Below are 22560 nucleotides of genomic sequence, written 5' to 3'. Positions count from 1 at the left end.
TCAAGCAGGCTTGCTGGAAGTGACACTCAAATCGATTTCAAGCGCAATTGAATCAATGAAGAATGCTATTCTCTCTGAGGTATCGAAAGAAAATTTCCGGTTATCACAAGCTGCTTTAGAAACGATTGAACACAAAATAGCTTCAATGGAGATGAACGTTGGACTGGTAATAATGCCGATTGAGAGGTCGAAGAAAGATGAACTTCTTTCCGATCAGATCAAATTTATCAGAGAGATTACAAACCGATATCGCACTATAAGTCTAGGCTTAGAAAAGTGCGCGAATTTCCATAGATACCTATTCGAAACAGGGTTAGTAAAAAACATAGACTTCGATTCGACTGTCATAGAGAAAGAGGTAAACGGGTTCATCAATGAGTACGTACTTTACAAAAACTTCGAAGATGCAATTTCGGAGTCTTTGGACGATGAGGGCTCTTTAAAACAACCGGGACCCGACGGCGTGGCAATGTTCAGAAGAAGAATTCTCGACATCAAACACAACCTCGACATCAATAAAAAGGACATCTCGATCGTTGAAACGGTGCTTCAGCACCACCTACCACCCCGGGCAACCCTTGCCATACTTACCCACGCACCAGAGGAATGGAAAAATAGGATTTCGCTCAAAGCTAAGCGCTAGAGTCTGCAGCATTTTCAATACCGGGGTCCAAGGCCCACGGCTGCGCTCAAATAACCTTTTGATAAATGAGCGTATCTCATTGTTATACCGACAGACGAATGGCCAAGAATTCGTTGAAGAGACAAAATATCCCCGCCGTTCATGACAAAATGACTGGCAAAAGTGTGCCTTAACACGTGTGCAGCTTGACCTGGTGGTAACGCGATACATGATCTATCAAGTGCACGCCGGAACGCCGATAGCGAAAAGCTGAAACATCCATGCTCTTTCAGATGCTTTCCAATTTCCTCAAACAGTTCTTTGCTCACAGGAACGGATCTCGACTTTCCGCTTTTAGTGTTCACGAACGTGAGCTTCCCCTCCTGGACGTGGCGTAGCTGCAGATTCTCAGCCTCTCCCCACCTTGCGCCGGTTGCCAGGCAAATCCTTGTTAGAAGGTGGACGTGCGGGTTGTGGCTGAATTCCTCGATGGTTTTGAGTAGGTGGCGGATCTGCTCGACCGTAAGCCAGGATAGCTCCCGTTCATCCAGGCGGATCATCTCGACCTTCCTGATGGGGTTTTCGTAGTCGATCTCGTTCAGCCGGTGCAGTTGGTTGTAGACCGCGTTGAGGTAGCCCAGGTGGTTGTTCAGCGTTTTCTTGCTGGCCCCTTTCTGGATCTTATGGGCGCGGTATGCCAGGAAGGATGCGGGTTTTACGGTCCTAGCAATCGGGTTGCCCATGAATTCGGCCATCGCATCGAGACACCGCTTTCTCCGTTCACCGTCTTTCAGATGAACACCCTTCGCGTTGAACCATAGGTTGATCAACTGCTTCAAAGTTCGGTTGTCGGCTTTCGTCGGGTTCCACTCTCGCCCTTCTGCACGCTTGGCCAAAACGAAGGTTTCGAAGCGCTTTGCCTCTGCCTTCGAATCAAAACTTTTCCGGATGCGCTTAGAGCCACGGCCATCCGTGCGCAGGTCTACCTGCCATCGTCCCGACGGTAGTTTCTTGATCATGCGGCCACCTTGGTCAGCAGTCGTCGTCTTATCAGTCCATCCTGGACGAGCTGGAACAGCTCGTTTTCATAGATTTCCCGTCGCCGGTAATAGGCGCACAGGTCCTCCCAGAGTCCGGATTTTTTGAGACAGTCCCAGGCCTGACGAGGGTTAAACCGGTTGCGTGCGTATATGGACAGGAGATTGCCAAAGGCCAGGGAGACGTTCTTTTCGTTGCCGCAACCGGGTTCCTTTTTTGCGCGTTTGTAGAGCAGATCCGGGGCTGAATAGCCGAAGCCGATGTCTTCCCGGAGCTTGGTCCAGATGGGGTGTACCCATTCCCGCCTGACTTCGTAGCGGTTGCCCTGGAGGGCGTATTTCCAGAGGCCGGTCAGGTGCGGTACCGCATCCATGAAGGTGTAGATGGGCTTCATGTTGGGCGTGCCCTGGGAGATCTCGTTGACGATCCGGTGATGGAACCGGATTTCCAGGCGCCAGACGGGCTTCTCCGGGTCATAGCAGGTGTCCGGGAAGCACTCTTCGTTGCTGGCGCATTCCCAGATGCTTTCCATGAAGGCACGCTTGTCGGAGACGTCGATTTCCCTGGATTTGTCGTAGAGGCACACCTGCAGGCTGTTGGCCTTGCCGAAGGTGTAGGTTTCGCCTCGTCCGTTGACGGTGGAGCCTTCCAGGCCCTTGAAGTGCAGGTCACTGATCCCGTTGTGGACGCTGACGGTTTTGGCGCGGGTGACGAAGTGCTGCGGCAGATCCTGGGATGGTTCCCAGCCCTGGAAGTCGACGGCCAGGTGTAGGGCAATGCCAACGGGTTTGATCCCTTTCAGGAAGTACATGCCCCACTCTGCCAATTCGTCGTGAATCTCCTGGCTGGAGCGTTCGTAGAGCCAGCGGGGGGACGTTTCGATCTTGACGTGCGTGCCCTGGGTATCGGCTTCGGCGTAGAAGTTCTGGAGCAGGATCGTCAGGCCGTATTCCCGGTTTTGCAGGATGTATTTAAACCCCCCTCGCCTACCGGACTGGAGCCGGAACGGGATGTTTCGGATGGTCAAGGTGGCGTCGTAGCCGGATTCGTATTCCGTGGCGATGTCCGCGAGGATTTCCGGTTTGAGTCGTCCCTGGAACAATTGCCGGACGGTATCAACGCCGGTCCAGAGGACGTTGACCTTGCCCAGGTTCACCTGCTGACCTTCGGGACCGATAAACAGGTTCCCTTTCCCGATTTCGCCGGTTTCTACATCGATGCGTTCAAAGTCTCGAATCGTCATGTGTGGCTCACTGTGGTTCTCTGTGGTTGTAAATCGACTGTCGTCGTTTCCTATGAGACGTGTTACAGGGACGTCTCCGGGCTCCGCCCGCTCCCTGCCGCTCCTCGCCATCGTCGCGGCCGTCCGCGGGCTACGCCTCTTCCTTGGCTTTCATTAAGGGGTTGGGCAACGCGTAGGTGTCCGGCTCGATCTGTGGTCGTGGGTCGGGTTCTCTTATGCGGTCACGCTGGCAGAAGATGTCCTGGACCTTTTCCCCTTCCCACCAGAGCTGGGCGTAGCAGGGGCGCAGGTAGAGCACGCGGTAGCCGTAGCTGAACAGGTCCCGTTGGGTCAGGGAGAAGTCGCCCTGGCGATCCTGGCCGTGGAACAGGTAGGCGTGATTGACGTTGCCGGCAATTCTGAGGGCGGCATCCTGGAAGGGGTGGGGGTGTCTGTCCTGGGCTAGGCGACCGCCGTTCTCAGGATCAGCCTGAGGATCGCGGACATCACGACCATCAGACAGAGCATCAGGCCCAGCCGCATCGATACTCTGAATATCCGCCGGATCAACCGGGCTGTAAGCTCTTTCCCTCTGGAAGATGCTGACCGCAAGGTAGGCAAACACCAGTAGAGAAATAACTGACAGCGAAAGATAACCCACAACGCGTTTATCTTTAAAAACGCTTTGGGGTCCTTGATTGGACTGATGGTCGCCGGTCTTTGTGCTCTGGTAGGTGGCGAAGATCGTTGGGTCCGATTTGTATTCTTTCGGGACACCGTATGCATGGCTTTTGGCTTTGCCGTTGTTTTCCGGATCATGTTCAACCTCCCTCCATTTGCCCTTTTTCCAGGGCAGCAGTTCGCCCATGGAGTAATGACGGAAGGCCACCTGGGCGGCCTGTCGGATGTCCATGTGGACCTTGGATATGTTCGGGGTGCACAGGAAGACGTCCCAGTTGTAGTGCCGGTGCATGTCGTAGGCTTCGAACATGTCGGCGGGGCGTTCGTCCTGTTTGGCCTGGTCAGCGCCGCCTGGGTAATCCAGGTTCTCCGGCTTGAAGTCCTTGCGCTTGGCCGGGTAGATGGCCTGGGCTTCGTCGATGATGACCATGGCGCCTTGTGGGGCCCAGTGGAACCAGCGGGCCATGTAGTCCTTTTCGTCCCGGCCTTCGGTATTCACATTCAGGATGGCCGCCTCTTCGGGGAGGGTTTCGTTCAGGGCGTCCTCGACTTTTTCGAGTGAGTCGAAGCCTCTTATGTTGGTGACGACGGTGCGCCCTTCCTTGAGGGCGGGGATGGCGTGGCGCTGGAGGACGCCGAAGGACTTGTAGGAACCTGGGTGGCCGTGGTGGATGACGATGCTCATGGGTTACTGCTCCTTAGCCGATGACGTCCATGACGTAGCGGGTGACTCTGGCATTGATGATCATGTTGAAGGCCTCCGGGAGTTTCAGGTACGTGGCCACGCCCAGCACCTGGCTGTCGAGCTGGCCCCAGTAGGTTTCGATGGTGTCGGAGACGTTGAGCTGGCTCAGGACTTCCTGGGCGACGTCCCAGCTAAAGCCGATGAAGGCGATCTTGGCCTTGGTGGCGGCGATGACGAACCAGGCGCCAGCCTTGACCATCCAGTCGTCGATCAGGGCCGGGATGCTGTCGAAGAAGGCCCAGATGGCGTCGAAGAAGTTGGCGATGAATTCCATGGTGATTACCCCCTTGAGGTGAACAGGATGCCGGCGCTGATGAACGCGGCGCAGAACAGGACGATGGCCCCGAGGATGTCGAGACCCGGCAAGAAACGATTCAGGGAGAAGTTGACGTCCACGCCCATGATGGTTTTGGTGTTGTCGTCGACGGAACCGCCCCCGGTCAGGTTGGTGCTGAACATGGACTGGACTTCGCCTTTGATGTCGTTGAGCTTGGCCTGGTAGTCGGCCATGACCTGGTCGTACTCTTCGGTCGGGTCAGTCAGTTCGGTGTCGATGGGCTCACCGCTCCAGGTGACAGGGTCCGGGGTTTCTCCGTCACCCGTCCCATCACCACTGCCTCCGCCCCCTCCGCCGGGGATGTTGCCGATGGCGTCGGTAATGGATTGGGTGCCGTCCTTAATGTTCTTGCCGATGCCCTTGAGGGTTTCGTTGATGTTGTTGGTGTTGCTGTTCCCTTCCTCCTGGTTCTTGATGATTTCCTGGAGCTGTTTGGCCATGCCGTTGGTGTCGGCCTCTCCATCGCCATCACTGTCACCGTCGGGGTTGTCGGTTTCGCCGTCGGGCTGGTCTTTGTTGATCTGGGCGCACTGGAAGGTGGTATCGTCCGAACCGACGACAACCACCGATCCGGAGGGGCATTTCGGCGGGTTTGCGTCTCCCGGCAGGCACTGGGCCTGATAGTTGCCGTCACTGTCCTGTTTGAACGCATAGTCCCCGCCGTTGGGGCATTGGTTATCACCGCAGACGGAGGATTGCTGGTCACCAAACCCGATACTGCCGACGTAATCCTCAGATTCCGAGGTGCATTCGGAGGTGGGGTCATCCAGGCAGACGCTTCCGAGGGCGGAACCGGAGGCGCATTCCGGGGCACAGTATCCGCCCTGTTCGTAGTACTCGCCTTTTTCGGCGCAGTCTTCTTTTTCTTCCTGGAGCTGGCATCGCGGGTTCTCGCCCTCGCCAACGTCAACCCAACCTTGCTCACAGCCACATTCACCGACGGGCTGCCGTCCGGTAACCGGGTCGGGTTCGTGCATGAAGGCCGGGCACTCGGCGCCGTTCTTGTAGATGGTCACGATGCCCAAAAATTGGTCGAGCTTGTTATAAGCGACACAGGTGTAGCTTGCCGATCCGTCCGGGTTGGAATTCGTCTGTTTGATGTCGAGGTGATGATAGGACTGACCGGCCTCGGAATAGTACGCAGCACAGGCGCTGTTCGCGGTGGAATAGGGATAGGTTCCGTTATGTTTCCAGTCGTAACCCGCAAGCGCCGGAACAGAGAGCAGGCACAGGGCCAGGGTGATCAGGTGTTGGTGAATGCGTGCCATGGCGGTGACCGAATGAAAGAGGGCCGGATGGCCGGCCCTCTGGGTTTGCGTTAGTTGCCGTTGTATCCGAGGGCAAACATCGAGGCCCAGAGGGCCCCAATGAGGACTCCGGTAAACATTACCGGCGCAGGATGCTGACGATCATGCCCAGGCCGGTCACGATGGCGACCAGGGCAATCACGCCAGTGACGGCGGTGGTGACGTTGGTGGAGCCGTCGGTGAAGGCGCCGTCGATGGCGGCGGAGTGGTCCACAGCGGCGGCGGTACCCGCTGCAAAGCCTGCCACCAGGGCGGTGCCGAGTTTGGCGGCACGGCGGCCCCAGCGAGCCCGGGCCATTCCCCAGGTTTTGCCGTTTTCTTGCTGTTCCATTTCGATGAGTTGAGACATAGCGTTTTCTCCGGTTTGGTTTAAGTGACCTTCCGCATGACCTGGACAACCCGGCTCAGTGCGATTCCGATGGCCCAGAAGACCAGGGCCGAACCCATCACCAGGCCGATCATTTCAGGATCAGGCGAGAGGTATTCAGCAAACACCGTTTCGATGTCTTGTTGCTGAATCTGTTGAACCGTCCAGGTACCGCCGCTGCAGCCCATGACCGCGCTGCCGTTGATGACTTCGCTGGTCAGCGTGCCGGTGCATTGGTAGTTCTGGACGGTGTTTGCCTGAGTCACGCGTTTGCCCTCAGGCTGATGTTTGCGGGAAGGTGCAGCGGCAGTTTGATCCGTTGCACTTTCACCTGGTTGGCCTTCCGGGCTTTCCTGGAAGGCAGTTCGCAGTAACAGGCTTTGCAGGGCTGCTGGATCTTCCCGTTGCTGCTGTAGAAGAACTCGGAGTCTTCGGGCCAGTACTCGTTGCACTTGGTGCAGCGGCGTTCTGTGCCCAGTTCGGTGCGTATGACTTTTGCGACCATGGTTTAGATCTCCTTTTCCGACAGCCTTGCGTGTCCTGGTTACGCGGTTTTCTTGATGGGTTCCTGGGGCTTGAGCTCCAGGGCCTTGAAGGTGATCTTGCCGCCCTGCCCGGCTTTCATTTGGGCCTTGACGGTGAACATGGCCGGGAGGCGTTCGGCGTGGTTGCGCAGCTGGTCGATGTGCTTCCAGTCGCAGGCGATTTTCATGACTTCGTTTCCGACTCGGTTGTCGTCATCCGCTTCAGCGGGGGAGTAGGCCCACAGGGAACCGCCCCGGTTGCCGTCGATGTCGTAGCGGGTGGCGCCGATGATCATGAGGTTCAGGTAGTTTTCCATTGCGTGTGTCCTCTGGTTTCGTTGGGTGTTGCTGTTACTTGTGTTGCTGGTTGTCTTCCGTTTCCAGGTTGGAAATCAGGAAGGGCGTTGAATCTGGTGTTTTGCGACCCCTTCGGGGCGGGCTCTACTCGCTGCGCTCCTGGCCACTAAGGTGGCCACCCTTACGGGTAACGATCCCTGTCGCCTGCCGCGCTCCGCTTGCCTCCTGTGCTCATGGTTCGGAATCAAGGGGCGGCCGTCCTCCCCCGACATCCTCACCACTCTTCGTGCGCACTGTGGACCAGCCAGAGCCCGCCACAAGGCCAGGGGGCCTGCGGCCCTGGCGCTGCGCGCCAGCCTTGCAGCGGTCACTGCCCGGCCCCCTTTTCGTGCGCGAGTGGTGACGATGACGGGGGCGGACTCGAAGGCTTTTCAGGGGGTTGGTCCTGAGTGCCAAAGGTCGGGCAGCCAGCCTCCAGCCAGGCGCGCAGGACGGAACCGCCGAGGGTCCACAGGTCGGTGCCGCGTTGGATGGCTTCCTGCTGAAGTTGCAGGTAGATGGAGGACGGAGCGCAGACGTAGAAACGGCGCTCTTTGTCTTCCACCTGGTCCTGCCTTGGGGGGATGGTGCTCATGGTTGGGTCTCCGTGACGTTGGGAAGATCCAGGTGGCCACAGTCCCAGGCGTCCCTCAGTTGGATGAGGCGGTCAAAGGCCGGGCTGTGGTGGTTACTGGCTTCCAGTTCGTGGATCAAGGCGTCGGTGAATCCCGCCTTGCAGCGGGCCATGTAGTCGCACGGGTAGTCGGTGCGGACTTCCTGCAGGTGGCTTAGCCGGTGCAGGAGATTGTCAAAAAGGCCTTCCAGAGCCTGGGCAGTGAGCGCAGAGGACGGACGAGGGCCCTGGAAGGCAAAAGCGTTATCCCGGATTTCTTTGGCCAGAATCCGGTTTGTGAGCTGGCCGTGCAGGCGCTGGGCGACCACCTGGTGATGGAGTTTGCCCAACACGAACAAACGAGCGGCGGACTTAATAGCGGCGTCCACATCGTCGCTTTTCAGGGCCTTCAAGCCGGTTTCGAACACTTTGAGAGGCTCAGTCTTCGGGCGCTGAAAGGCGAAGCTGGTTAACTTGCGAGTAACATCTAGGCGAGCTGATTTCATGCGGCGGCCCTCAGTGCGGTGCAGGCCTGCCCCACAGCCCAGGCGTTGAAGTCGCGGGTGTCGTCCTGGAGGTAGAACTCGCCCCAGGTGATGGTGAGGTTGAGGCCGAACCAGTAGAGGTCGGAATCGGCGCCCATATAGGAAGACACCATTTTATGGATCTCGCTGACGCGTTGGGCGGTTTCCTCGTACTGACCGTCCTGGTGGGCTTCACAGGCTTGCTGGAAGCGTAGGCGCATGATGGTTTTCTTCTGGTTGCGAACGTCCGGAGTCATTGCCAGTCCTCCTGGTCCAGGGCCTGTTGAGAGAGCGCAGCGATGTTGACCATGCGCACCCGGCCGATTTTGAGTGAAGGCAGATGTCCTTTTTCGATCTGGCCCCTGACCTGCCCTTCCGTTAAGCCCGTGAGCTGGGCGTAGCGGTCCTGGGTCATGACGGGGGTTGCGATCAGAATGATTTGCTTTTGCTCGTCCACTGTTTTGCACTCTGCTACACTGACTTGCACGTTTATACGCTCATAATTGAGCGTTTAATTGCATGATGAGCAAAATTTAGCGCAGTCGGCTCGAGTCGTCAACGTTCTTTTGCGCACTTTGCGCTATTAATTGTTAAATTACGTGATTTATTAGGCGGCATGACATGAGTTCTGAAGAAAACATTGACGAAACTGGCTTCGCTGAGAGGTTAAAAGCGCTGATAGGGACTCAGTCAGCACGCGGCTTCGCACAAAAGGCAGGCATGGGTGACAGCACCCTAAGAGCAATATTGAATGGTGCGATGCCTCGCCTAGACAATCTATTGCGCATCGCTGCGGCAGCAGGCGTTTCTGTTGAGTGGCTTGCAACGGGAAAAGAACCGACGAAATCAGATTCTCAATTTGAAGAGGAGTTCGCGTTGATACCTGGATACAACGTCCAGGTAGCAGCTGGCCATGGATCAATTGCTGGCGATGAGACACCTACCAGAGAGCTGGCTTTTAGAAGGAAATGGCTTAGATTCCGGGGACTTAATGAGAATGATCTCGCTCTGGTATTCGCCAAAGGAGATTCAATGGAGCCCACGATCTCAGACAACGAGACCCTGATGGTGGACACCAGCGAAAAAAGGCTTCGGGACGGACAGATCTACGTGATTCGAAACGGCGACCATCTGTTGGTAAAAAGGATTCAAACTCTTTGGAACGACGGGGTTCAATTGCTGAGCGACAACACAGAGTATCCTCCGCAAGAGATACCACTTTCAGATTTGGAAGGTTTAGATGTGATTGGTAAAGTCGTATGGGTGGGAAAAGACCTCTAAAGCTTAAACCTTCATAGCCGCTTCATTAAGGTCAACGCTAAATTCAAAATTTTCATCTAGCGTGAGAGTGATTTGACCCAAAGTACGGGAATAAACAAGCCGCCTGCTCTTAGCAACCTGTTCTATTTGGCGCTCGACCTCACGTTCACGCTTGGGAATACGAACACTCTTAGGAACGGTTGTACAGTACAGATTAGAAGTTAGGGCAGATAAGCGTTTAAGATCCTCTGTTCTTGGTAGATCTTGTCTTGAAAAAGTAGTCAAAAATCCGACAGGATCGGCCTCTGTTAACTCAGTCCAAAATTTATCATGATGACCCGTAATGGAGCCATGATGCGGAATTTTAACGAATTTCGCCTTGAGGTCCGGACGCGTTTGAGAATTGACAACAGCATTCCAACCGATTAATTGGTTGGAGTGAGTTTCAAGGTCAGCACCAAGGATAATGCCAACGCCTTTTAAATTAACATGCAGAGCTGAGGCGCATAAGTTACTCTGAGGCCTCGGTATTATTCGTGAACGAGAACGACCTTTTTGGATCTCCTCATTAAACTCTGTCATTGCAGAAAGAATCGCATCCGAGGATGGAGATAAGCTAACTATTTCAACGCCATCTTTGCGATATAAAGGAGTTTCATCACTCATTAGCTTTATTGGCTTTGTAGCAGACGAATCCTTACCTGCGGCTTTAAGTCTAGGCGTCAGCAGTTCGATGACTTTCGCCAATTCCGAAACACCGGACGCCTGCTCTGAAGGTTGACGCCAGTGCCCGGAATAGGCCTTAGCGAGAGCAATGAATTCTTCCTTCATAAGTGCTGACGGAATAAAGATCGTCGCTAATCGACAGATTGAGACTATATCAGCCATTCCGCGGATATGATCATCGTGCCAATGGGAAATCACAACTCCCTTGACAACCTCACAAGGGTCCAGTCCCAGAGACTCAATGAACTGAATAGCCGCTGGCTTTTTAGTTTTTGGATCTAAACACGAATCTATTATAAACCAGTCACCATTACCAAGATTCAAACATAAACTTTCTCCGACACCCGGGCCAAAGAGCGTGAGACTGGCACTGTGACAAGCATCTTTTTGATCAGTCATCCATGAGAGATCCGACTAAATCAGAAATTTCTTTGGCTTTCAGTTGCGCATATTGGACTTCTGCATCCCGGAAGCCAACCAATCGCCTCAAACGAATGTCAGAAACCCTAGATACAGTTCCGGCAGGAGATTTTTCTCGACCAATCGTCCAAAAGAATTCAGCACCGATCTCGAGTGCATCTTGATCTGGAGGGCTAAGCTCATCAATTGAGATCGTTACTTCTTCATCTGGAGCAGATGGGTTTGTCTTATCTTTGATGACCGCGACGAATTCACCATCATTAACCGCAATAACGTAACCAATCCACGTTTGCAGGAGATGAAAGCTTCTCTTCAGTGGCTCTGAGACATTTTTCTCATACTGAACAGGTACTTTTGTACGATTATTTCTTACGATAAAGTTCGATGTATTCTTAAAAAAGCTGACTTTCTGAAGTAGCTTCTTATCAAAGGAACTTGTACTAATTTCTTTAATCAGGCCACCGCTAGCAGTAAGAAACGAATTCAAGTCTGAATCCATCAGTTCATTATTGACGCCAAATGAAGATCCCTCATAGTCGCCAGAAGAACTACCTGAAAAGAAGTTAGGATCAACAACTCTTATAATTGTTTCCATGTCATTAAACCCTTTCCAAAACATGCGTGAAAACTTTATCAGCAAACTCTACTTCCGCATCAAAACATGACATCAAGAAATCATATAAGGATTCGACTTTTTCCTCTTTAATAGCTTCTTTTATCTCTACATGGGCATTTTGTGAAAAACCGACATGATCTTTAGCAACACCATCTTCACCCGTAATTGCGAATACACCAGTGTTATACATTCCTGGCAACCCGTCAGTCCTTCCGGTTCGCAACTCAAGTCTGTTCATACCAACATGAGATTCTGGGAAGATCTCGTGCCAAATATCCTTGGGAGCCAACGTATCCCCTAACGCGTGCCATGATTTAGTATCTGGACAACGAAAAACACTCTTTTTATTTATCCCGATAGCATCGACAGGAGTTTCAGCTAAAATTTTGAAGGTACTAGCTACGAAATCCCTTAAATCCTCTAAACGTCCAGTATGCTTGGTTCTAGCTGTAAAACGGGCGTGAATAACCTCCACCTGAAACCACTCAGCAACGAACCTCGTGACATCGGAATGGCAGACCTCAAGCTCTGCAGCGGCTACCTCTTGCTCAGTCATTAATCCTTTAGACTGAAACCAAACAGGATGAAAGATTGCAGGATTGAATGACCCCACCAAAACAATCTGTACCTCTTGCTCAATCAGCTGATAGCCGTGCATCTAAGCCTCTTAAATCAAGGTGGGGAGCAAGCCCCAAGTAATAAACTCGATATGGAGAGGGAAAAACAGGTCCTCAACCCTAACCACACTTTCCCAATAATACGTTTCATTGAAAAGCTCAACAACTGTCACACGTGCTAGTAGCGAACGCAAATCGCAATCGGTTTTACGGGTTCTGAGTTGGTGCCAGATCTCTCCCTGACCAGTCACACCACTATGCAGGTGTCGCGCTTGCCAGGCATCCTTGCCAGCGGTGAGCCCTGGTCTTCCTAACCAGGTGGCTCGACGTCCATTGTGCTGCAAAAGAAACGTCAAACAACCAGACACCACTGAGTTCCGTGTGAGAGATAGCTTACATCCGCCCTCTAGACGTTCTCTAAATCTATTTCCTTCTGTTGAACTTTCTCAAGGAGTTGCTGATTTATAGTGAGGCTTTCCCATAAGTAATGTGCAGCCCTGTGACAATTTGGACAAGTTGCATATTCCGGCCCATCATGAACACCCATTCCGGACGAACGTGAACACCTATTCTGGTTCAACGTGAACAGTCATTCCGATTGAAGGTGAACACTTTTCCCGAGAAACCGGGACAGATTTATTTCTCCACAGAGGCGGGTTTGTACGCGAATGGGAATGCCCAGGATTTCGAGAAGATCGTGAACTAGTGGGTCGTCGATTACGTTGTAGCGACCGCACATATCCACCTGCCGTATCAAATCTGGAGAACTTGACCCTCAGTTAAGCAGATTTCGGTATCGGGAACACGCCATATCGCGATAGCCACGACTCTCTGGATCGCGATCTTGTTTGTACTGTGCTGTCCAGAAGTCGCAACTCTTTTTACTTTGGGAAATAGCGTTTTGTTTTCTTGCAGCCTCGTGCTTTGCCCGTCGACGTTCATCCGCCAAGCGCGTTTCCCGCTCCTGCCTGGCTTGAATTTCTTCAGGTGTTGGAGACGGCGCAGAAGGTTCGGAGATCGTCGGAAACTCTATATCAGTCGGCGTCGAAAGCCTTTTGCCCAGGGCATCGTTGAATGAATCCAGGACCACGAAGAAAATGAACCACCCTAGAACCGTTACGATGATCCAGGACACAATATTTGCTACAAGAACAGCGGAAAAGATTTTAAACCAAGACATCGTTCACTCCATTGAAACACGAGTAGGAAGCTTATCGAAGGTGTCAGCATAGTGTCCACGGAGTGGTTTTACGTGCGACTTTGCCTGGCGCTTAGAGCCCGTAATGGGCATCCCTGCCACATTCGGATCAAGATAACCTGAGCTCACCCACAAGCAACTTTGCCATTAGACTCATCAGGATCATCATCGCCGAGTTCACGCAATTCCGCTGCTCTCTCCCGTAGAATTCGCTTTTTCTCTGCATCGGCAAACCGCTTTAACACCTGGCGAATCAGGGGCTGGTAGCCAATGCCGTTGATCTCGGCAATCATCTTGAAGTCTTCAATCAGGGATTTCTGTAGCCGGATAGAGATAGGCTGCAGCCCAGCCGCTTCGTTCAGGGCTGCGTCATCCACGTTCTTGGATACGCGGACATACTCTTCATCACGACCCAGGCTTCCGTCTTCCCAGGCTTCTGGAGTGCCTTCAATCTTCTTTTTGCTCATGCTCTTCCTCCCGTCGCGTTCATTCTTCTGTTCTCTGTCACTGCGACTGTTGCGATGGGTTACCCAAATTTCCGGTAAATTCTCTCTTCCGTCTGGTTCGGTTCGTACGCTGTCTTAATAATGATGTCACCATTCTTAAGCATAAATGCCACTTTGAGGCGTCGCCCATAGTCTGTCTCAGCAATAAACCACTGGGTTGGTGGGTCGGTCTTGTGCTCTTCCCTGATGTCTTCCAAAAGGTTACCTTCCCGGTTTGCGAAACATTGCTGGACCTCCTCAAGGCTGACACCGTGTTTCTGTGCCAGCTTCTGCTTCACTGCAGATGAACATTTCAGCGTCATCGTGTCCCTCACCGAATTTGTATATACAAAGTATATACTGAAGGTTGACCAAAACCAACCAAGCCAAGTGTCAACAAAGTGTCCACCGCGCTGTGTTATTCTGTGGTTGTGTGTGGGGCTAGATTTTCGTAACTCACTGAGTTTACGAATATTGTGGTTTACTGTGTTGCTTTGAAAGGGTCCGGCATCGGGTTCAATTCCCGCCGTCTCCACCAAACAACCGCAAAAAAGCCCCTGATTTCAGGGGCTTTTTTTGTGCCTTTCGTAAGCGTCTGGCGATCACACATTGCAACAATCGCAGGCGTCCACTTTCGTGGTAACAACGCGTAGATCCCGTTGTTCTTATACTCGGTCAGAAAGGGGCAACAAATGCCCAACCGCGAGGCTCTTCACAATTACGGCCTTCTGATGGCTGCCATGGTTTCGTTATTACACGGCTCTTGGTACTGGTAGTAGAGCTTGTAGTTTTAATCCTGATGCGGTGCTGTGTTGTCTGCGTCGTCATCTACGTTAGGTGAAACCTGCCGAGTTACCAGCACTTTATCGACACGATTACCATCCATGTCGACGACCTCCATTCGAATCTCTTCGAAATCCAGGCGATCTGTCACACGCGGCAATCGCCCCAGGGTGGAAAGAATGAAGCCAGCGAGTGTGTGGTATGTGGATTCGTTCTCGCCCGGCAGGGTCTTGATTTCAAAATGTTCTTTGAATGACAGAAGGTCAACCTGTCCATCGACAAGCCACGTACCATCATCCCGCGCGATAAAATCTGGATCCGCAAACGCCTCTGGTAAATCGCCTACGATAGCTTCCATCACATCCCTTAGCGTGACCAAACCAAACACATTACCCAAATCATTTGCCACCAGCGCCAAATGATTTTGCGATTGTTTGAGCGACTCAAGCAATTGCAGGGCGGTGGTCGTTGGCCGGACCTTTAGTACTGGCTTTGCTAATGCGTACCAGTCAATAGGCTGCCCTTGCATCAGATTCTCAATGACATCCTGAGCCCGGACAATACCGATGACCTCTTCAAGGGCCCCCTTTACAACGGGGAATCGTGAGTGACCGCTGGCATTAATCCGTCGGCAATTTACCTCCAGGCTGTCCTCAACATCGATCGTAATGATTTCCTGCTTCAGACGCATGATATTGCCCACACGCAAGTCGTCTAGACGCAGGACATTGCGCACCATCACATGTTCGGATTCCTCCAGCACACCGGCGGCTGTGCCTTGTTTCATCAATGAGTGAATTTCCTCCTCGAACATCGGAGCATCTTCTGCGGGTTTTGCCCGTAGCAGCCGCAAAACAAGTTCTGTCGATTTACCCAAGAGTATTACTAAAGGACGTGCCGCCAGAGACAGATAATGCAAAGGGCGTGAGATGAGTTTAGCGATGCCCTCGGGGTTAAGTAGCGCCAGACGTTTTGGCACCAGTTCGCCAAAGATCAGCGAGAAATAGGTAATCAGAATAACCATTAAGGTCAGCGAAAGGGGTTGTGCATAAGGCTCCAGGATTGCCACGTCTAAGAGCGCTGCCTCGATCCTTCGCGCAATGGAGGCTTCGCCATAGGCTCCGGCCAAGATGCCGATAAGCGTGATCCCAATCTGAACCGTGGAAAGAAAACGCGAAGGTTCACTAGCCAGCTGCAACGCCACTTTTGCGGACTCACTACCGTCGTCAGCCGCTTGCTGCAATCTGATTTTGCGGGAAGAAACGAGTGCAATTTCTGACATGGCGAAAACGCCATTGAGCAGGATCAATCCGAAGATGATCGCGATGTCCATACAATCCTTAAATTGTCCGAGATCGAGCGAGTATAAATGACGGTCCTCAGCGTTGCACTTTGTTTCCGCTGGCGAAAATACGCTGTTAGGTCATTGAGTGGCGTCATTGCCGGAAATCACTAAATGTGCGACCACCGCAGTGAGTTGTAAATATCCCCATCACACCTTTTCGGCGATAGCCGGCTCCCAATTGTAGGGCAATAGCTCGTCGATGGCGTTGTTCTTCTGCGTCGGCAGCCGGGTCAAAACATCCTTCAGATAAGCATACGGATCATGCCCGTTCAGCTTAGCCGACTGGGTCAGTGTCATCACAGCGGCAGCACGCTGGCCACTGCGCAGTGATCCCGCAAACAGCCAGTTGGAACGACCCAGCGCCCACGTCCGGCGGTGGGGATGCCCTTGTCGATGACCTGCGGTGGCACCGGTGCCTGGATCAGGGTCTCGCAACTGTCACAGGCCCACTTGCCCCGGATATGGCCCTCTACAGTGAACTCGCCCGGGATGTAATCCAGCTTCTCACTGATGTCCTCGCCAATGCGCTTGAGCTGACAGCCGCAACGGCACTGGGTGTTTTCGGGCTCGTGGTGGATCAGGGTGCGGGCCAGTTCCGGTGGCAGTGGGGTGCGCTTGGGTTTTTGCTTTGGCCGGGCAGCTTTCTGCTCCTCGGTCATCACCTGTTCAAGCTCGGCTTCGATGGCCGCCAGGTCACTGTCGATCAGCTCATCCAGCAGCTTTCCCTGAACCGCATTGAGTTGTTCGCTGCGCCGGGCATACTTGTGGCGCTTGAGTATGGCTACTTCGTGAGTCAGCTTCTCAATGACCGCATCACGGTGCACCAAGGCGCGCTCCTTGTTCTCGACTCGATCGAACAGTTCCGTGGCAAGAGCACGGAGCTGTTCGGCAGAGAGTTGGTCGAGATCGGGGCGCTGAGTCATGCCGCCTAGTATGCCAAGTCCCTGTGCGGCAAGCGATTCGCGGTTCTGGCTATAGCGGCACCACGGCACTTGTGGTTACAGGATGGAGATGACGCCTTCCACGCCAATGCGCTGCCAGGGCAGGCCCTGAACCAGAGCGGACAACTGTTCCTCGGTCAGGGGCAGTTGGTCACCACGCCAGGTTTCGCCCCAGTGGAATTTGCCCCGGTTCAGCCGGCGGGCGCAGAGCCAGATACCGAGGCCATCGTGGATTAGCACTTTCATCCGGTTGCCCCGTTTGTTGGCAAACAGGTAGGCGCAATGGGGTCTGGCCGAACCGAAGACCTGGATGACTCGCGCCAGCGCCTTGTCCGGCCCCGCCCGCATATCCAGCGGCTCGGTAGCCAGCCAGATCTCATCGATACGGATCATCCCAATAGATCCCGCAGTAATGCGGCACACTGATGGGCCTGCTCCGCAGGCCACTCCACCACAACCGCACCGCCGGGGCGGGGAATCTCGATGCGGATGGTGCTACGCTTATCCGAGACCGATTGGTTGCCCGGTGCAGAGGTTGCCGCTGGCAGATTGACCGGAATAAATCCCGATGTTGCTGGTGTTTTATCCGCTCGCTGCGCCTCACTCATCCAGCGCCGGACCATGTTGGCGTTGAGACCGTTATCCAGTGAGATCCGGGAAACGGAGGCACCGGGTTCCAGGCATTTGGCGACAATCTCGGCTTTGAATTCCTGGGAAAACCGACGACGTTGGTAGGGTTTGGTTACGCTTAAGTTGTTCATGTTAAGTGTCCACTAGAAAATAGGTGGACACTATCCTGACGGCGGCAGCGCCAGGCTCAAGATGGGATTACCGGACGCTTACCGCCTTTCGACTTATCAGCCAGAGCGATTGATCAACAACACCATCAGAAAGGGCAAAACCATGACGATTTTGATCACAGGAGCCAATCGTGGCATCGGCAAGGGACTTGCCGATGCATGGAAGAAAGCGGGCGCTGAAGTCATTGGAACGGCTCGAAGCGAACCGGGCATGGAGCAGCTGGATGTCGCCGATCCGAACAGCGTTTCCGCTCTGGGCAAACGCCTGGAGGGTCAATCTGTATCAACACTGGTATGCAATGCAGGTATCCTGCTGGATCGCCATGAACAGCTGGATGATGGCTATCCACCGGAACTCTGGGCCAAGCACTTTCAGGTCAATGTGACGGGTGTATTCCTGACTGTGCAGGCGCTTCTGCCCAACCTCAGGTTGGCCCTGGACAGTGGCGCTACTCCGAAAATTGCCATTATTTCCAGCAAGCTGGGATCACAGACCTCTGCCGGTGGCGGACGCTACATCTATCGAGCCTCCAAAGCGGCCGCGCTCAATCTGGGCCGCAATCTCGCGATGGATCTTCGCGAGCAAGGCATCGCCGTGGGCATCTACCATCCTGGCTGGGTCGCCACGGATATGGGGGGCAGCCAGGCCGAGGTGTCAGTTGAACAGTCGGTCGCTGGCCTGCGCCGGCAGATTGATAATCTCACTTTGGCCGAAACCGGATGCTTCAAAGCGTGGAACGGCCAGGATCTGCCATTCTGAGGTATCTCTGGACGGACCTGTGAACTCCCCAGACGACCCAGCCAGCCTCGCCGAACTTCTGGACCGCCTTCGGACGGAAACCGAGGGTACGGCTCATGTCTCCGTGGGCAATGTCCTGAACGCCGTGGGTGAGCGCTCCTTCGGGCCGGTGGCTCTGGTTGCCGGTGTGATTACCCTGGCGCCACTGATCGGGGATATTCCGGGGGTGCCTACTCTACTGGGACTTTTGGTGTTGCTGACTCTGGGACAACTGATCTTTCAACGCCATTCGATCTGGATTCCCGCGAAGCTGGCGTGTCGGAATATTGAAAGGAAAAAACTGGTCAAAGGGCTGGACTGGATGGAGAAGCCGGCCCGTTTTCTGGATTGCTGGACGAAGCATCGGATGCCGTGGTTGGTCACTGGCCCAGGGCAGTACATTATGGCCACCCTATGCGTGTTGGTCGCCGCGGCAATGCCGCTTATGGAGATCGTGCCCTTCAGCGCCAATGGCGGTGGTCTGGCCCTGACGGCCTTCGGGCTGGCGATTATTGCCCGGGATGGGCTGCTTGCCCTGCTGGCGGTTGTTTCCACCGGGGCCACCGCCTGGCTAATACTCACCAACCTTCCCTGGTGATCCGGTGCTGAAGGATTCTGTCACCATTTGAAACAAAGCTCCTGAATCCCGTTCCACCCTAAAGCTGCTACTATTGCTACATACCTTAGTCCCTGGGCTATGCAGTCTCCGGCAAGCACCATACTGAACCATCCCTTGAAAAAGCTCCTGCCGCCGGGGGCTTTTGTATTAGAAAGGATCCGGCATTATGTCCAGCAAAGCGAAGCAGTCCCAGAAACTTCTGCTGTTCCGGCTTTCCGGCGAACGACTGTTCGGAATTGGCACCCTGAAGATCCGGGAAATCCTGCCTTTCATGCGGCTGACCAAAATGCCTCACAGCCATCATGCGGTGATTGGTACGGCAACCTTCCGGGGCTCCGCCGTTCCCGTTATTGATATGGCGGCTGCGGTGGGCTACCCGCCCCTGACCCGGGAAGAGCAGGAAAAAGCCTCGATTATCGTTACTGACATCCAGCGCCAGGAGATCGGTTTTCTGGTCCGCAGCGTTCAGCAGATAATCGAAACTGACTGGAAAGAGGTGAAGCCACCGCCCAAGGCTTTGGGCACCAGGGCATTTATCACCGGGTTACTGGACCTGGATGGCGATATCATCCAGCTGCTGGATGTGGAATTGCTGTTGGCCAAGGTGTACCCGGAATCATTGAACACGCAAGATGTGGTGCTGACGGATGTTCAGAGCGAGACCCTCAAAGCACTGAACATCCTGATGGTGGATGACTCCCAGGTGGCCCGCAAGCAGCTGTCGGACGTGCTGGACAGCAAGGACATTCCCTATCAGGTAACCTCCAACGGCGATGACGCCCTGCAGATCCTGCTGAGGGACGACGAGCTGGGCCGGCCGACAGACATTCTGGTCAGCGATATTGAAATGCCGGGCCTGGATGGTTATGAACTGACTTTCAACGTGCGGGATAACTCAGCGCTGAAACAGCCTTACATCATTCTCCACACGTCATTGAACAGTGAGATGAGCCTGAGCTATGCCAATCAGGTAGGCGCTAACGAAGCGCTCACCAAGTTTGATGCAGAGGAATTGCTGCAGGCGATGCTGAGAGGGGCGGAGCAGGCCCGCTAAGGTCTCAGCTCCTCAATGAAAGCGCTGGCGTCAGCGCGCATTTCGGCCAGTTTCAGCTCCCATTCTTCCCGGTAGCGATTCAGGGTCTCGTCACTGAGGCGGGTAAAACGCTCGCCGGTTTCCGCTACCGTCCGGCTGGCGTTGGCCAGGGCTTCCATGGTTGGCTCGTCCAGTTCATCGGCCTGGCGGTCCAGATCCCGGGCTGCCTGCTCGAGGATCACCTGGTCTTCCTCCGGTTTAGGCTTATCATCCTTCAGGGCCTCTTCCACGGATCGCTCAAGCTCCCTCATGGCCTCCTGCAGCTTTTCACCAAACTCGTCCATGGCGCTCTGGGCCTGGCGGCTCATTTCTTCAGAGTAGGCTTCCAGATCGCGGGCCAGCTGATCCATCTGCTGTTCCATCTCCCCCGAGGACGAGGAAAAACTGTCACTGAGTTTCTGTCCCAGCTTGGTCAGCTCGCCCATGATGTTGCTTAACGGAGATGGGTTCAGGATAGCGTCACCGGTGCGGTCGTAGTCCACCAGCCATTGATCGTTGAAACGCACGAGGTAGGTGATGAGCTCCAGCCGCTCGCCCTCGGTGCCGGCTTCCGCAGGAAGACGGGTCACAATGGTTGCCTCACGGCCTTCGATTATGACCCGGCCGAAGGAAGGGACTGCGTCGGTCCAGCTTCGTTTGTAGCCGTCGAAAGCAGCGGAGTCGGCCAGCGTGGAGTATTCCACAACGTCACTGGCATCGTTCTCTGCCATGGCCTGCCAGAACGCCGCGGCAACTTCCTGAGGGGTTTCTGGGTTACTGCAACCGGCGAGTACAACCAATGCGAGGGTGGCAATCAGGCCTCGAAAACAGGAACGGATCATTACTATGCTACCTCCGGTTTAAAATCCGAGGAGCATGATACACCGCTTACAGCCTGCAGGTCAGTTCCGCCAGCTCCTCATCGAAGACCCGGCGGTTTTCGCTGTAATCCACCGGCACTTCCACCAGGTGAACACCGCCTGCGGCGAGGGCGCTTTCCAGCGTTGGTCGCAGATCTTCTGTTCGGCTAATGTGATGCCCAGTGGCGCCATAGGATTGGGCGTAGGCAACAAAGTCCGGATTGCGGTAATCCAGGCCAAAGTTGGTGTAGCCTTCCTGCTCCTGCTTCCACTTGATCATGCCATAAGCGCTGTCGTTGATGATCAGCACCACCAGATTAAGATTGAGGCGCACCGCGGTTTCCAGCTCCTGGCTGTTCATCATGAAACCGCCATCGCCGCAGATGGCCATGACCTTGAGCCCGGGATACAGCATGGAGGCCATCATACCGCTGGGCAGGCCGGCACCCATGGACGCCAAGGCGTTATCCAGCAACACAGTGTTGTTGTCGTAAGCCGGGTAATTGCGGGCAAACCAGAGTTTATACATGCCGTTATCCAGCGCAATGATGCCGTCTTCCGGCATAACCTGGCGGACGTCGTGGACAATCCTCTGGGGAATCACCGGGAAGCGGGGGTCTTCGGCCCGCTCCTGCAGGTGGGAGTCCACCGCCACCTTCACCTCCATCAAGCGGGTGAAATCATGGTTGGAACACTGGCCACAATTCTCCGCCATGTATTCCACGCTGTTGGCGATATCACCCACCACTTCGTGCTGGGGAAAATAGACAGGATCCACATCGGCCGCGCTGAAATTCACGTGAATGACTTTCTTGCCGCCAGGGGTCATGAAAAACGGCGGCTTCTCCACGACATCGTGGCCAACGTTGATCACCAGATCGGCGCGGTCGATGGCACAGTGGACAAAATCGCCCGCAGAGAGGGCGGCATTACCCAGGTAACGGGGGTGTCGTTCATCCACAACACCCTTGCCCATCTGGGTCGTAAAGAATGGAATGCCGGTGACATTAACCAGGTGAAGCAGCGCCTGGGACACCCGCTTGCGGTTGGCACCGGCGCCGATCATGATCAGCGGATGTCGGGCTTCCCGGAGCATGTCGCAGGCCATTTCCAGGCTCTTCGGGCTGGCCGAGGGCCGGCGGGCATCGCTAGGCTTGAAGATATGAGTGTCGGAATCCGGCGTCTCATCCGCGATATCCTCCGGCAACTCCAGATGCACGGCCCCCGGGCGTTCTTCGGAGGCAAGCCGGAAGGCTTCGCGCACCTTGGCGGGAATGGTGTTGGCGTTGCTGATCTGCCGGGTGTACTTGGTCAGTGGCCGCATCAGATCCACTACATCCAGGATCTGGAACAGGCCCTGTTTCGAGGATTTGATCGGCTTCTGGCCTGAGATCATCATCATGGGCATGCCGCCCAGCTGGGCATAGGCAGCAGCGGTAACGAGATTGGTGGCGCCGGGCCCCAGAGTGGAGAGGCAGACACCGACCTGACCCGTCAGGCGCCCGTAGGTGGCCGCCATAAATCCGGCCGCCTGTTCGTGACGATTGAGCACCAGCTTGATGCTGGAGGTCCTCAGGGCTTCGAGGAACGCGAGGTTTTCCTCGCCAGGCACCGCGAAAATGTATTTAACGCCTTCATTTTCCAGCGCCCGGATGAACAGCTCGGCTCCGTTACGGGCCGGATGTTGCTCGTTGGCCATGAACTTCCTCTCGATCAATGAGTTC

The 22560-nt window shown here is 54.5% G+C and carries 29 protein-coding genes and 2 pseudogenes; 5 read left to right on the top strand and 26 right to left on the bottom strand.

Annotation, left to right across the window (positions count from 1 at the left end):
- On the top strand, nucleotides 1-643 hold a 643-nt coding region (locus CLH62_RS14350), incomplete at its 5' end, for a hypothetical protein (protein WP_211285749.1).
- Nucleotides 644-657: 14 nt separating this feature from the next.
- Here CLH62_RS14350 and CLH62_RS14345 read toward each other — a convergent pair.
- From CLH62_RS14345 to CLH62_RS14285, 13 genes are all read right to left on the bottom strand, one after another.
- Nucleotides 658-1641, bottom strand: coding sequence for a phage integrase (locus CLH62_RS14345; RefSeq protein ID WP_099618803.1), 984 nt, complete (start codon nucleotides 1639-1641; stop codon nucleotides 658-660).
- On the bottom strand, nucleotides 1638-2903 hold the full coding sequence (locus CLH62_RS14340) for a hypothetical protein (RefSeq protein WP_099618802.1): 1266 nt from the start codon (nucleotides 2901-2903) through the stop codon (nucleotides 1638-1640). The genes CLH62_RS14345 and CLH62_RS14340 overlap by 4 nt, the downstream gene beginning before the upstream one ends.
- Nucleotides 2904-3033: 130 nt before the next feature.
- The gene (locus CLH62_RS14335; RefSeq protein WP_099618801.1) at nucleotides 3034-4248 is read right to left on the bottom strand and encodes a zonular occludens toxin family protein; all 1215 of its coding nucleotides are present in this window, start codon (nucleotides 4246-4248) and stop codon (nucleotides 3034-3036) included.
- A gap of 13 nt (nucleotides 4249-4261) precedes the next feature.
- Nucleotides 4262-4582: a DUF2523 family protein gene (locus tag CLH62_RS14330; protein WP_099618800.1), complete on the bottom strand. Its 321-nt coding sequence runs from the start codon at nucleotides 4580-4582 to the stop codon at nucleotides 4262-4264.
- A gap of 5 nt (nucleotides 4583-4587) precedes the next feature.
- The gene (locus tag CLH62_RS14325; protein WP_099618799.1) at nucleotides 4588-5913 is read right to left on the bottom strand and encodes a hypothetical protein; all 1326 of its coding nucleotides are present in this window, start codon (nucleotides 5911-5913) and stop codon (nucleotides 4588-4590) included.
- 118 nt (nucleotides 5914-6031) lie between these two features.
- Entirely contained in the window at nucleotides 6032-6301 is a 270-nt protein-coding gene (locus CLH62_RS14320; RefSeq protein ID WP_211285747.1) for a hypothetical protein, read from the bottom strand.
- 20 nt (nucleotides 6302-6321) lie between these two features.
- Nucleotides 6322-6585 carry a hypothetical protein gene (locus tag CLH62_RS14315; RefSeq protein WP_099618798.1) on the bottom strand — a complete coding sequence of 88 codons (264 nt, stop codon included), beginning with the start codon at nucleotides 6583-6585 and terminating at the stop codon, nucleotides 6322-6324.
- Nucleotides 6582-6824, bottom strand: a complete 243-nt coding sequence (locus CLH62_RS14310; protein ID WP_099618797.1) for a hypothetical protein — start codon at nucleotides 6822-6824, stop codon at nucleotides 6582-6584. Before CLH62_RS14310 ends, CLH62_RS14315 begins: the two co-directional genes overlap by 4 nt.
- Before the next feature lie 39 nt (nucleotides 6825-6863).
- Nucleotides 6864-7160 (bottom strand): hypothetical protein, encoded by a 297-nt coding sequence (locus CLH62_RS14305; protein ID WP_099618796.1) that lies wholly within the window; start codon nucleotides 7158-7160, stop codon nucleotides 6864-6866.
- A gap of 347 nt (nucleotides 7161-7507) precedes the next feature.
- Nucleotides 7508-7774: a hypothetical protein gene (locus CLH62_RS14300; protein ID WP_099618795.1), complete on the bottom strand. Its 267-nt coding sequence runs from the start codon at nucleotides 7772-7774 to the stop codon at nucleotides 7508-7510.
- Nucleotides 7771-8298, bottom strand: coding sequence for a hypothetical protein (locus CLH62_RS14295; protein ID WP_099618794.1), 528 nt, complete (start codon nucleotides 8296-8298; stop codon nucleotides 7771-7773). The genes CLH62_RS14300 and CLH62_RS14295 overlap by 4 nt, the downstream gene beginning before the upstream one ends.
- Nucleotides 8295-8573 (bottom strand): hypothetical protein, encoded by a 279-nt coding sequence (locus CLH62_RS14290; RefSeq protein ID WP_099618793.1) that lies wholly within the window; start codon nucleotides 8571-8573, stop codon nucleotides 8295-8297. Before CLH62_RS14290 ends, CLH62_RS14295 begins: the two co-directional genes overlap by 4 nt.
- Entirely contained in the window at nucleotides 8570-8773 is a 204-nt protein-coding gene (locus CLH62_RS14285) for a hypothetical protein (RefSeq protein ID WP_041646358.1), read from the bottom strand. The genes CLH62_RS14290 and CLH62_RS14285 overlap by 4 nt, the downstream gene beginning before the upstream one ends.
- 164 nt (nucleotides 8774-8937) lie before the next feature.
- On the opposite strand from CLH62_RS14285, the gene CLH62_RS14280 reads away from it, so the two are divergent.
- A complete protein-coding gene (locus CLH62_RS14280; RefSeq protein ID WP_099618792.1) occupies nucleotides 8938-9597 on the top strand; it encodes an XRE family transcriptional regulator in 660 nt (219 codons plus the stop codon).
- Between the two features lie 3 nt (nucleotides 9598-9600).
- Here the strand turns inward: CLH62_RS14280 and CLH62_RS14275 are convergent, their stop codons facing one another.
- The 11 genes and pseudogenes from CLH62_RS14275 to tnpA all read right to left on the bottom strand — a co-directional run bounded on the left by CLH62_RS14275 (nucleotide 9601) and on the right by tnpA (nucleotide 17468).
- Nucleotides 9601-10701, bottom strand: coding sequence for an MBL fold metallo-hydrolase (locus tag CLH62_RS14275; RefSeq protein ID WP_099618791.1), 1101 nt, complete (start codon nucleotides 10699-10701; stop codon nucleotides 9601-9603).
- Nucleotides 10694-11317, bottom strand: a complete 624-nt coding sequence (locus tag CLH62_RS14270; RefSeq protein WP_099618790.1) for a hypothetical protein — start codon at nucleotides 11315-11317, stop codon at nucleotides 10694-10696. The genes CLH62_RS14275 and CLH62_RS14270 overlap by 8 nt, the downstream gene beginning before the upstream one ends.
- 4 nt (nucleotides 11318-11321) lie before the next feature.
- Nucleotides 11322-11996 (bottom strand): hypothetical protein, encoded by a 675-nt coding sequence (locus tag CLH62_RS14265; RefSeq protein WP_099618789.1) that lies wholly within the window; start codon nucleotides 11994-11996, stop codon nucleotides 11322-11324.
- 734 nt (nucleotides 11997-12730) lie between these two features.
- On the bottom strand, nucleotides 12731-13135 hold the full coding sequence (locus tag CLH62_RS14260) for a hypothetical protein (RefSeq protein WP_099618788.1): 405 nt from the start codon (nucleotides 13133-13135) through the stop codon (nucleotides 12731-12733).
- Nucleotides 13136-13278: 143 nt separating this feature from the next.
- Complete coding sequence (locus CLH62_RS14255) at nucleotides 13279-13620, bottom strand: hypothetical protein (protein WP_099618787.1); 342 nt, start codon at nucleotides 13618-13620, stop codon at nucleotides 13279-13281.
- Between the two features lie 59 nt (nucleotides 13621-13679).
- Nucleotides 13680-13961 (bottom strand): BrnT family toxin, encoded by a 282-nt coding sequence (locus CLH62_RS14250; protein ID WP_099618786.1) that lies wholly within the window; start codon nucleotides 13959-13961, stop codon nucleotides 13680-13682.
- Nucleotides 13962-14428: 467 nt separating this feature from the next.
- The gene (locus tag CLH62_RS14245; protein ID WP_099618785.1) at nucleotides 14429-15754 is read right to left on the bottom strand and encodes a hemolysin family protein; all 1326 of its coding nucleotides are present in this window, start codon (nucleotides 15752-15754) and stop codon (nucleotides 14429-14431) included.
- A gap of 159 nt (nucleotides 15755-15913) precedes the next feature.
- Nucleotides 15914-16138, bottom strand: a pseudogene (locus CLH62_RS21670) (transposase domain-containing protein); the annotation flags it as partial.
- A pseudogene (locus CLH62_RS14240) lies at nucleotides 16135-16689 on the bottom strand (IS66 family transposase zinc-finger binding domain-containing protein); the annotation flags it as partial. The pseudogenes CLH62_RS14240 and CLH62_RS21670, both read right to left, overlap by 4 nt.
- A 75-nt stretch (nucleotides 16690-16764) precedes the next feature.
- Entirely contained in the window at nucleotides 16765-17100 is a 336-nt protein-coding gene (tnpB, locus tag CLH62_RS14235) for an IS66 family insertion sequence element accessory protein TnpB (protein WP_099618784.1), read from the bottom strand.
- Nucleotides 17097-17468 (bottom strand): IS66-like element accessory protein TnpA, encoded by a 372-nt coding sequence (gene tnpA / locus CLH62_RS14230; RefSeq protein ID WP_099618783.1) that lies wholly within the window; start codon nucleotides 17466-17468, stop codon nucleotides 17097-17099. The genes tnpB and tnpA overlap by 4 nt, the downstream gene beginning before the upstream one ends.
- A gap of 142 nt (nucleotides 17469-17610) precedes the next feature.
- On the opposite strand from tnpA, the gene CLH62_RS14225 reads away from it, so the two are divergent.
- The 3 genes from CLH62_RS14225 to CLH62_RS14215 all read left to right on the top strand — a co-directional run bounded on the left by CLH62_RS14225 (nucleotide 17611) and on the right by CLH62_RS14215 (nucleotide 19958).
- Complete coding sequence (locus CLH62_RS14225; RefSeq protein ID WP_099618890.1) at nucleotides 17611-18267, top strand: SDR family NAD(P)-dependent oxidoreductase; 657 nt, start codon at nucleotides 17611-17613, stop codon at nucleotides 18265-18267.
- A 19-nt stretch (nucleotides 18268-18286) separates the two neighbouring features.
- Nucleotides 18287-18883, top strand: a complete 597-nt coding sequence (locus CLH62_RS14220; RefSeq protein ID WP_099618782.1) for an exopolysaccharide biosynthesis protein — start codon at nucleotides 18287-18289, stop codon at nucleotides 18881-18883.
- 187 nt (nucleotides 18884-19070) lie between these two features.
- Nucleotides 19071-19958 carry a chemotaxis protein gene (locus CLH62_RS14215; RefSeq protein WP_099618781.1) on the top strand — a complete coding sequence of 296 codons (888 nt, stop codon included), beginning with the start codon at nucleotides 19071-19073 and terminating at the stop codon, nucleotides 19956-19958.
- Here the strand turns inward: CLH62_RS14215 and CLH62_RS14210 are convergent.
- Both CLH62_RS14210 and CLH62_RS14205 read right to left on the bottom strand, forming a co-directional pair.
- Nucleotides 19955-20818, bottom strand: a complete 864-nt coding sequence (locus CLH62_RS14210; RefSeq protein WP_099618780.1) for a hypothetical protein — start codon at nucleotides 20816-20818, stop codon at nucleotides 19955-19957. The two genes, CLH62_RS14215 and CLH62_RS14210, sit on opposite strands and share 4 nt — an antisense overlap.
- 46 nt (nucleotides 20819-20864) lie before the next feature.
- On the bottom strand, nucleotides 20865-22535 hold the full coding sequence (locus CLH62_RS14205; protein ID WP_099618779.1) for an acetolactate synthase large subunit: 1671 nt from the start codon (nucleotides 22533-22535) through the stop codon (nucleotides 20865-20867).
- Nucleotides 22536-22560: the final 25 nt, after the last annotated feature.

Source organism: Marinobacter guineae, assembly GCF_002744735.1.
GTDB classification, from domain to species: Bacteria; Pseudomonadota; Gammaproteobacteria; order Pseudomonadales; family Oleiphilaceae; genus Marinobacter; species Marinobacter guineae.
This window is presented reverse-complemented; position numbering and strand designations above follow the sequence as displayed.

Coding starts and splice junctions, on each gene's coding strand:
- CLH62_RS14345 (WP_099618803.1), bottom strand. CDS start 1,641: ATGATCAAGAAACTACCGTCGGGACGATGGCAGGTAGACCTGCGCACG.
- CLH62_RS14340 (WP_099618802.1), bottom strand. CDS start 2,903: ATGACGATTCGAGACTTTGAACGCATCGATGTAGAAACCGGCGAAATC.
- CLH62_RS14335 (WP_099618801.1), bottom strand. CDS start 4,248: ATGAGCATCGTCATCCACCACGGCCACCCAGGTTCCTACAAGTCCTTC.
- CLH62_RS14330 (WP_099618800.1), bottom strand. CDS start 4,582: ATGGAATTCATCGCCAACTTCTTCGACGCCATCTGGGCCTTCTTCGAC.
- CLH62_RS14325 (WP_099618799.1), bottom strand. CDS start 5,913: ATGGCACGCATTCACCAACACCTGATCACCCTGGCCCTGTGCCTGCTC.
- CLH62_RS14320 (WP_211285747.1), bottom strand. CDS start 6,301: ATGTCTCAACTCATCGAAATGGAACAGCAAGAAAACGGCAAAACCTGG.
- CLH62_RS14310 (WP_099618797.1), bottom strand. CDS start 6,824: ATGGTCGCAAAAGTCATACGCACCGAACTGGGCACAGAACGCCGCTGC.
- CLH62_RS14305 (WP_099618796.1), bottom strand. CDS start 7,160: ATGGAAAACTACCTGAACCTCATGATCATCGGCGCCACCCGCTACGAC.
- CLH62_RS14300 (WP_099618795.1), bottom strand. CDS start 7,774: ATGAGCACCATCCCCCCAAGGCAGGACCAGGTGGAAGACAAAGAGCGC.
- CLH62_RS14295 (WP_099618794.1), bottom strand. CDS start 8,298: ATGAAATCAGCTCGCCTAGATGTTACTCGCAAGTTAACCAGCTTCGCC.
- CLH62_RS14290 (WP_099618793.1), bottom strand. CDS start 8,573: ATGACTCCGGACGTTCGCAACCAGAAGAAAACCATCATGCGCCTACGC.
- CLH62_RS14280 (WP_099618792.1), top strand. CDS start 8,938: ATGAGTTCTGAAGAAAACATTGACGAAACTGGCTTCGCTGAGAGGTTA.
- CLH62_RS14275 (WP_099618791.1), bottom strand. CDS start 10,701: ATGACTGATCAAAAAGATGCTTGTCACAGTGCCAGTCTCACGCTCTTT.
- CLH62_RS14270 (WP_099618790.1), bottom strand. CDS start 11,317: ATGGAAACAATTATAAGAGTTGTTGATCCTAACTTCTTTTCAGGTAGT.
- CLH62_RS14265 (WP_099618789.1), bottom strand. CDS start 11,996: ATGCACGGCTATCAGCTGATTGAGCAAGAGGTACAGATTGTTTTGGTG.
- CLH62_RS14260 (WP_099618788.1), bottom strand. CDS start 13,135: ATGTCTTGGTTTAAAATCTTTTCCGCTGTTCTTGTAGCAAATATTGTG.
- CLH62_RS14255 (WP_099618787.1), bottom strand. CDS start 13,620: ATGAGCAAAAAGAAGATTGAAGGCACTCCAGAAGCCTGGGAAGACGGA.
- CLH62_RS14250 (WP_099618786.1), bottom strand. CDS start 13,961: ATGACGCTGAAATGTTCATCTGCAGTGAAGCAGAAGCTGGCACAGAAA.
- CLH62_RS14245 (WP_099618785.1), bottom strand. CDS start 15,754: ATGGACATCGCGATCATCTTCGGATTGATCCTGCTCAATGGCGTTTTC.
- tnpB (WP_099618784.1), bottom strand. CDS start 17,100: ATGATCCGTATCGATGAGATCTGGCTGGCTACCGAGCCGCTGGATATG.
- tnpA (WP_099618783.1), bottom strand. CDS start 17,468: ATGAACAACTTAAGCGTAACCAAACCCTACCAACGTCGTCGGTTTTCC.
- CLH62_RS14225 (WP_099618890.1), top strand. CDS start 17,611: ATGACGATTTTGATCACAGGAGCCAATCGTGGCATCGGCAAGGGACTT.
- CLH62_RS14215 (WP_099618781.1), top strand. CDS start 19,071: ATGTCCAGCAAAGCGAAGCAGTCCCAGAAACTTCTGCTGTTCCGGCTT.
- CLH62_RS14210 (WP_099618780.1), bottom strand. CDS start 20,818: ATGATCCGTTCCTGTTTTCGAGGCCTGATTGCCACCCTCGCATTGGTT.
- CLH62_RS14205 (WP_099618779.1), bottom strand. CDS start 22,535: ATGGCCAACGAGCAACATCCGGCCCGTAACGGAGCCGAGCTGTTCATC.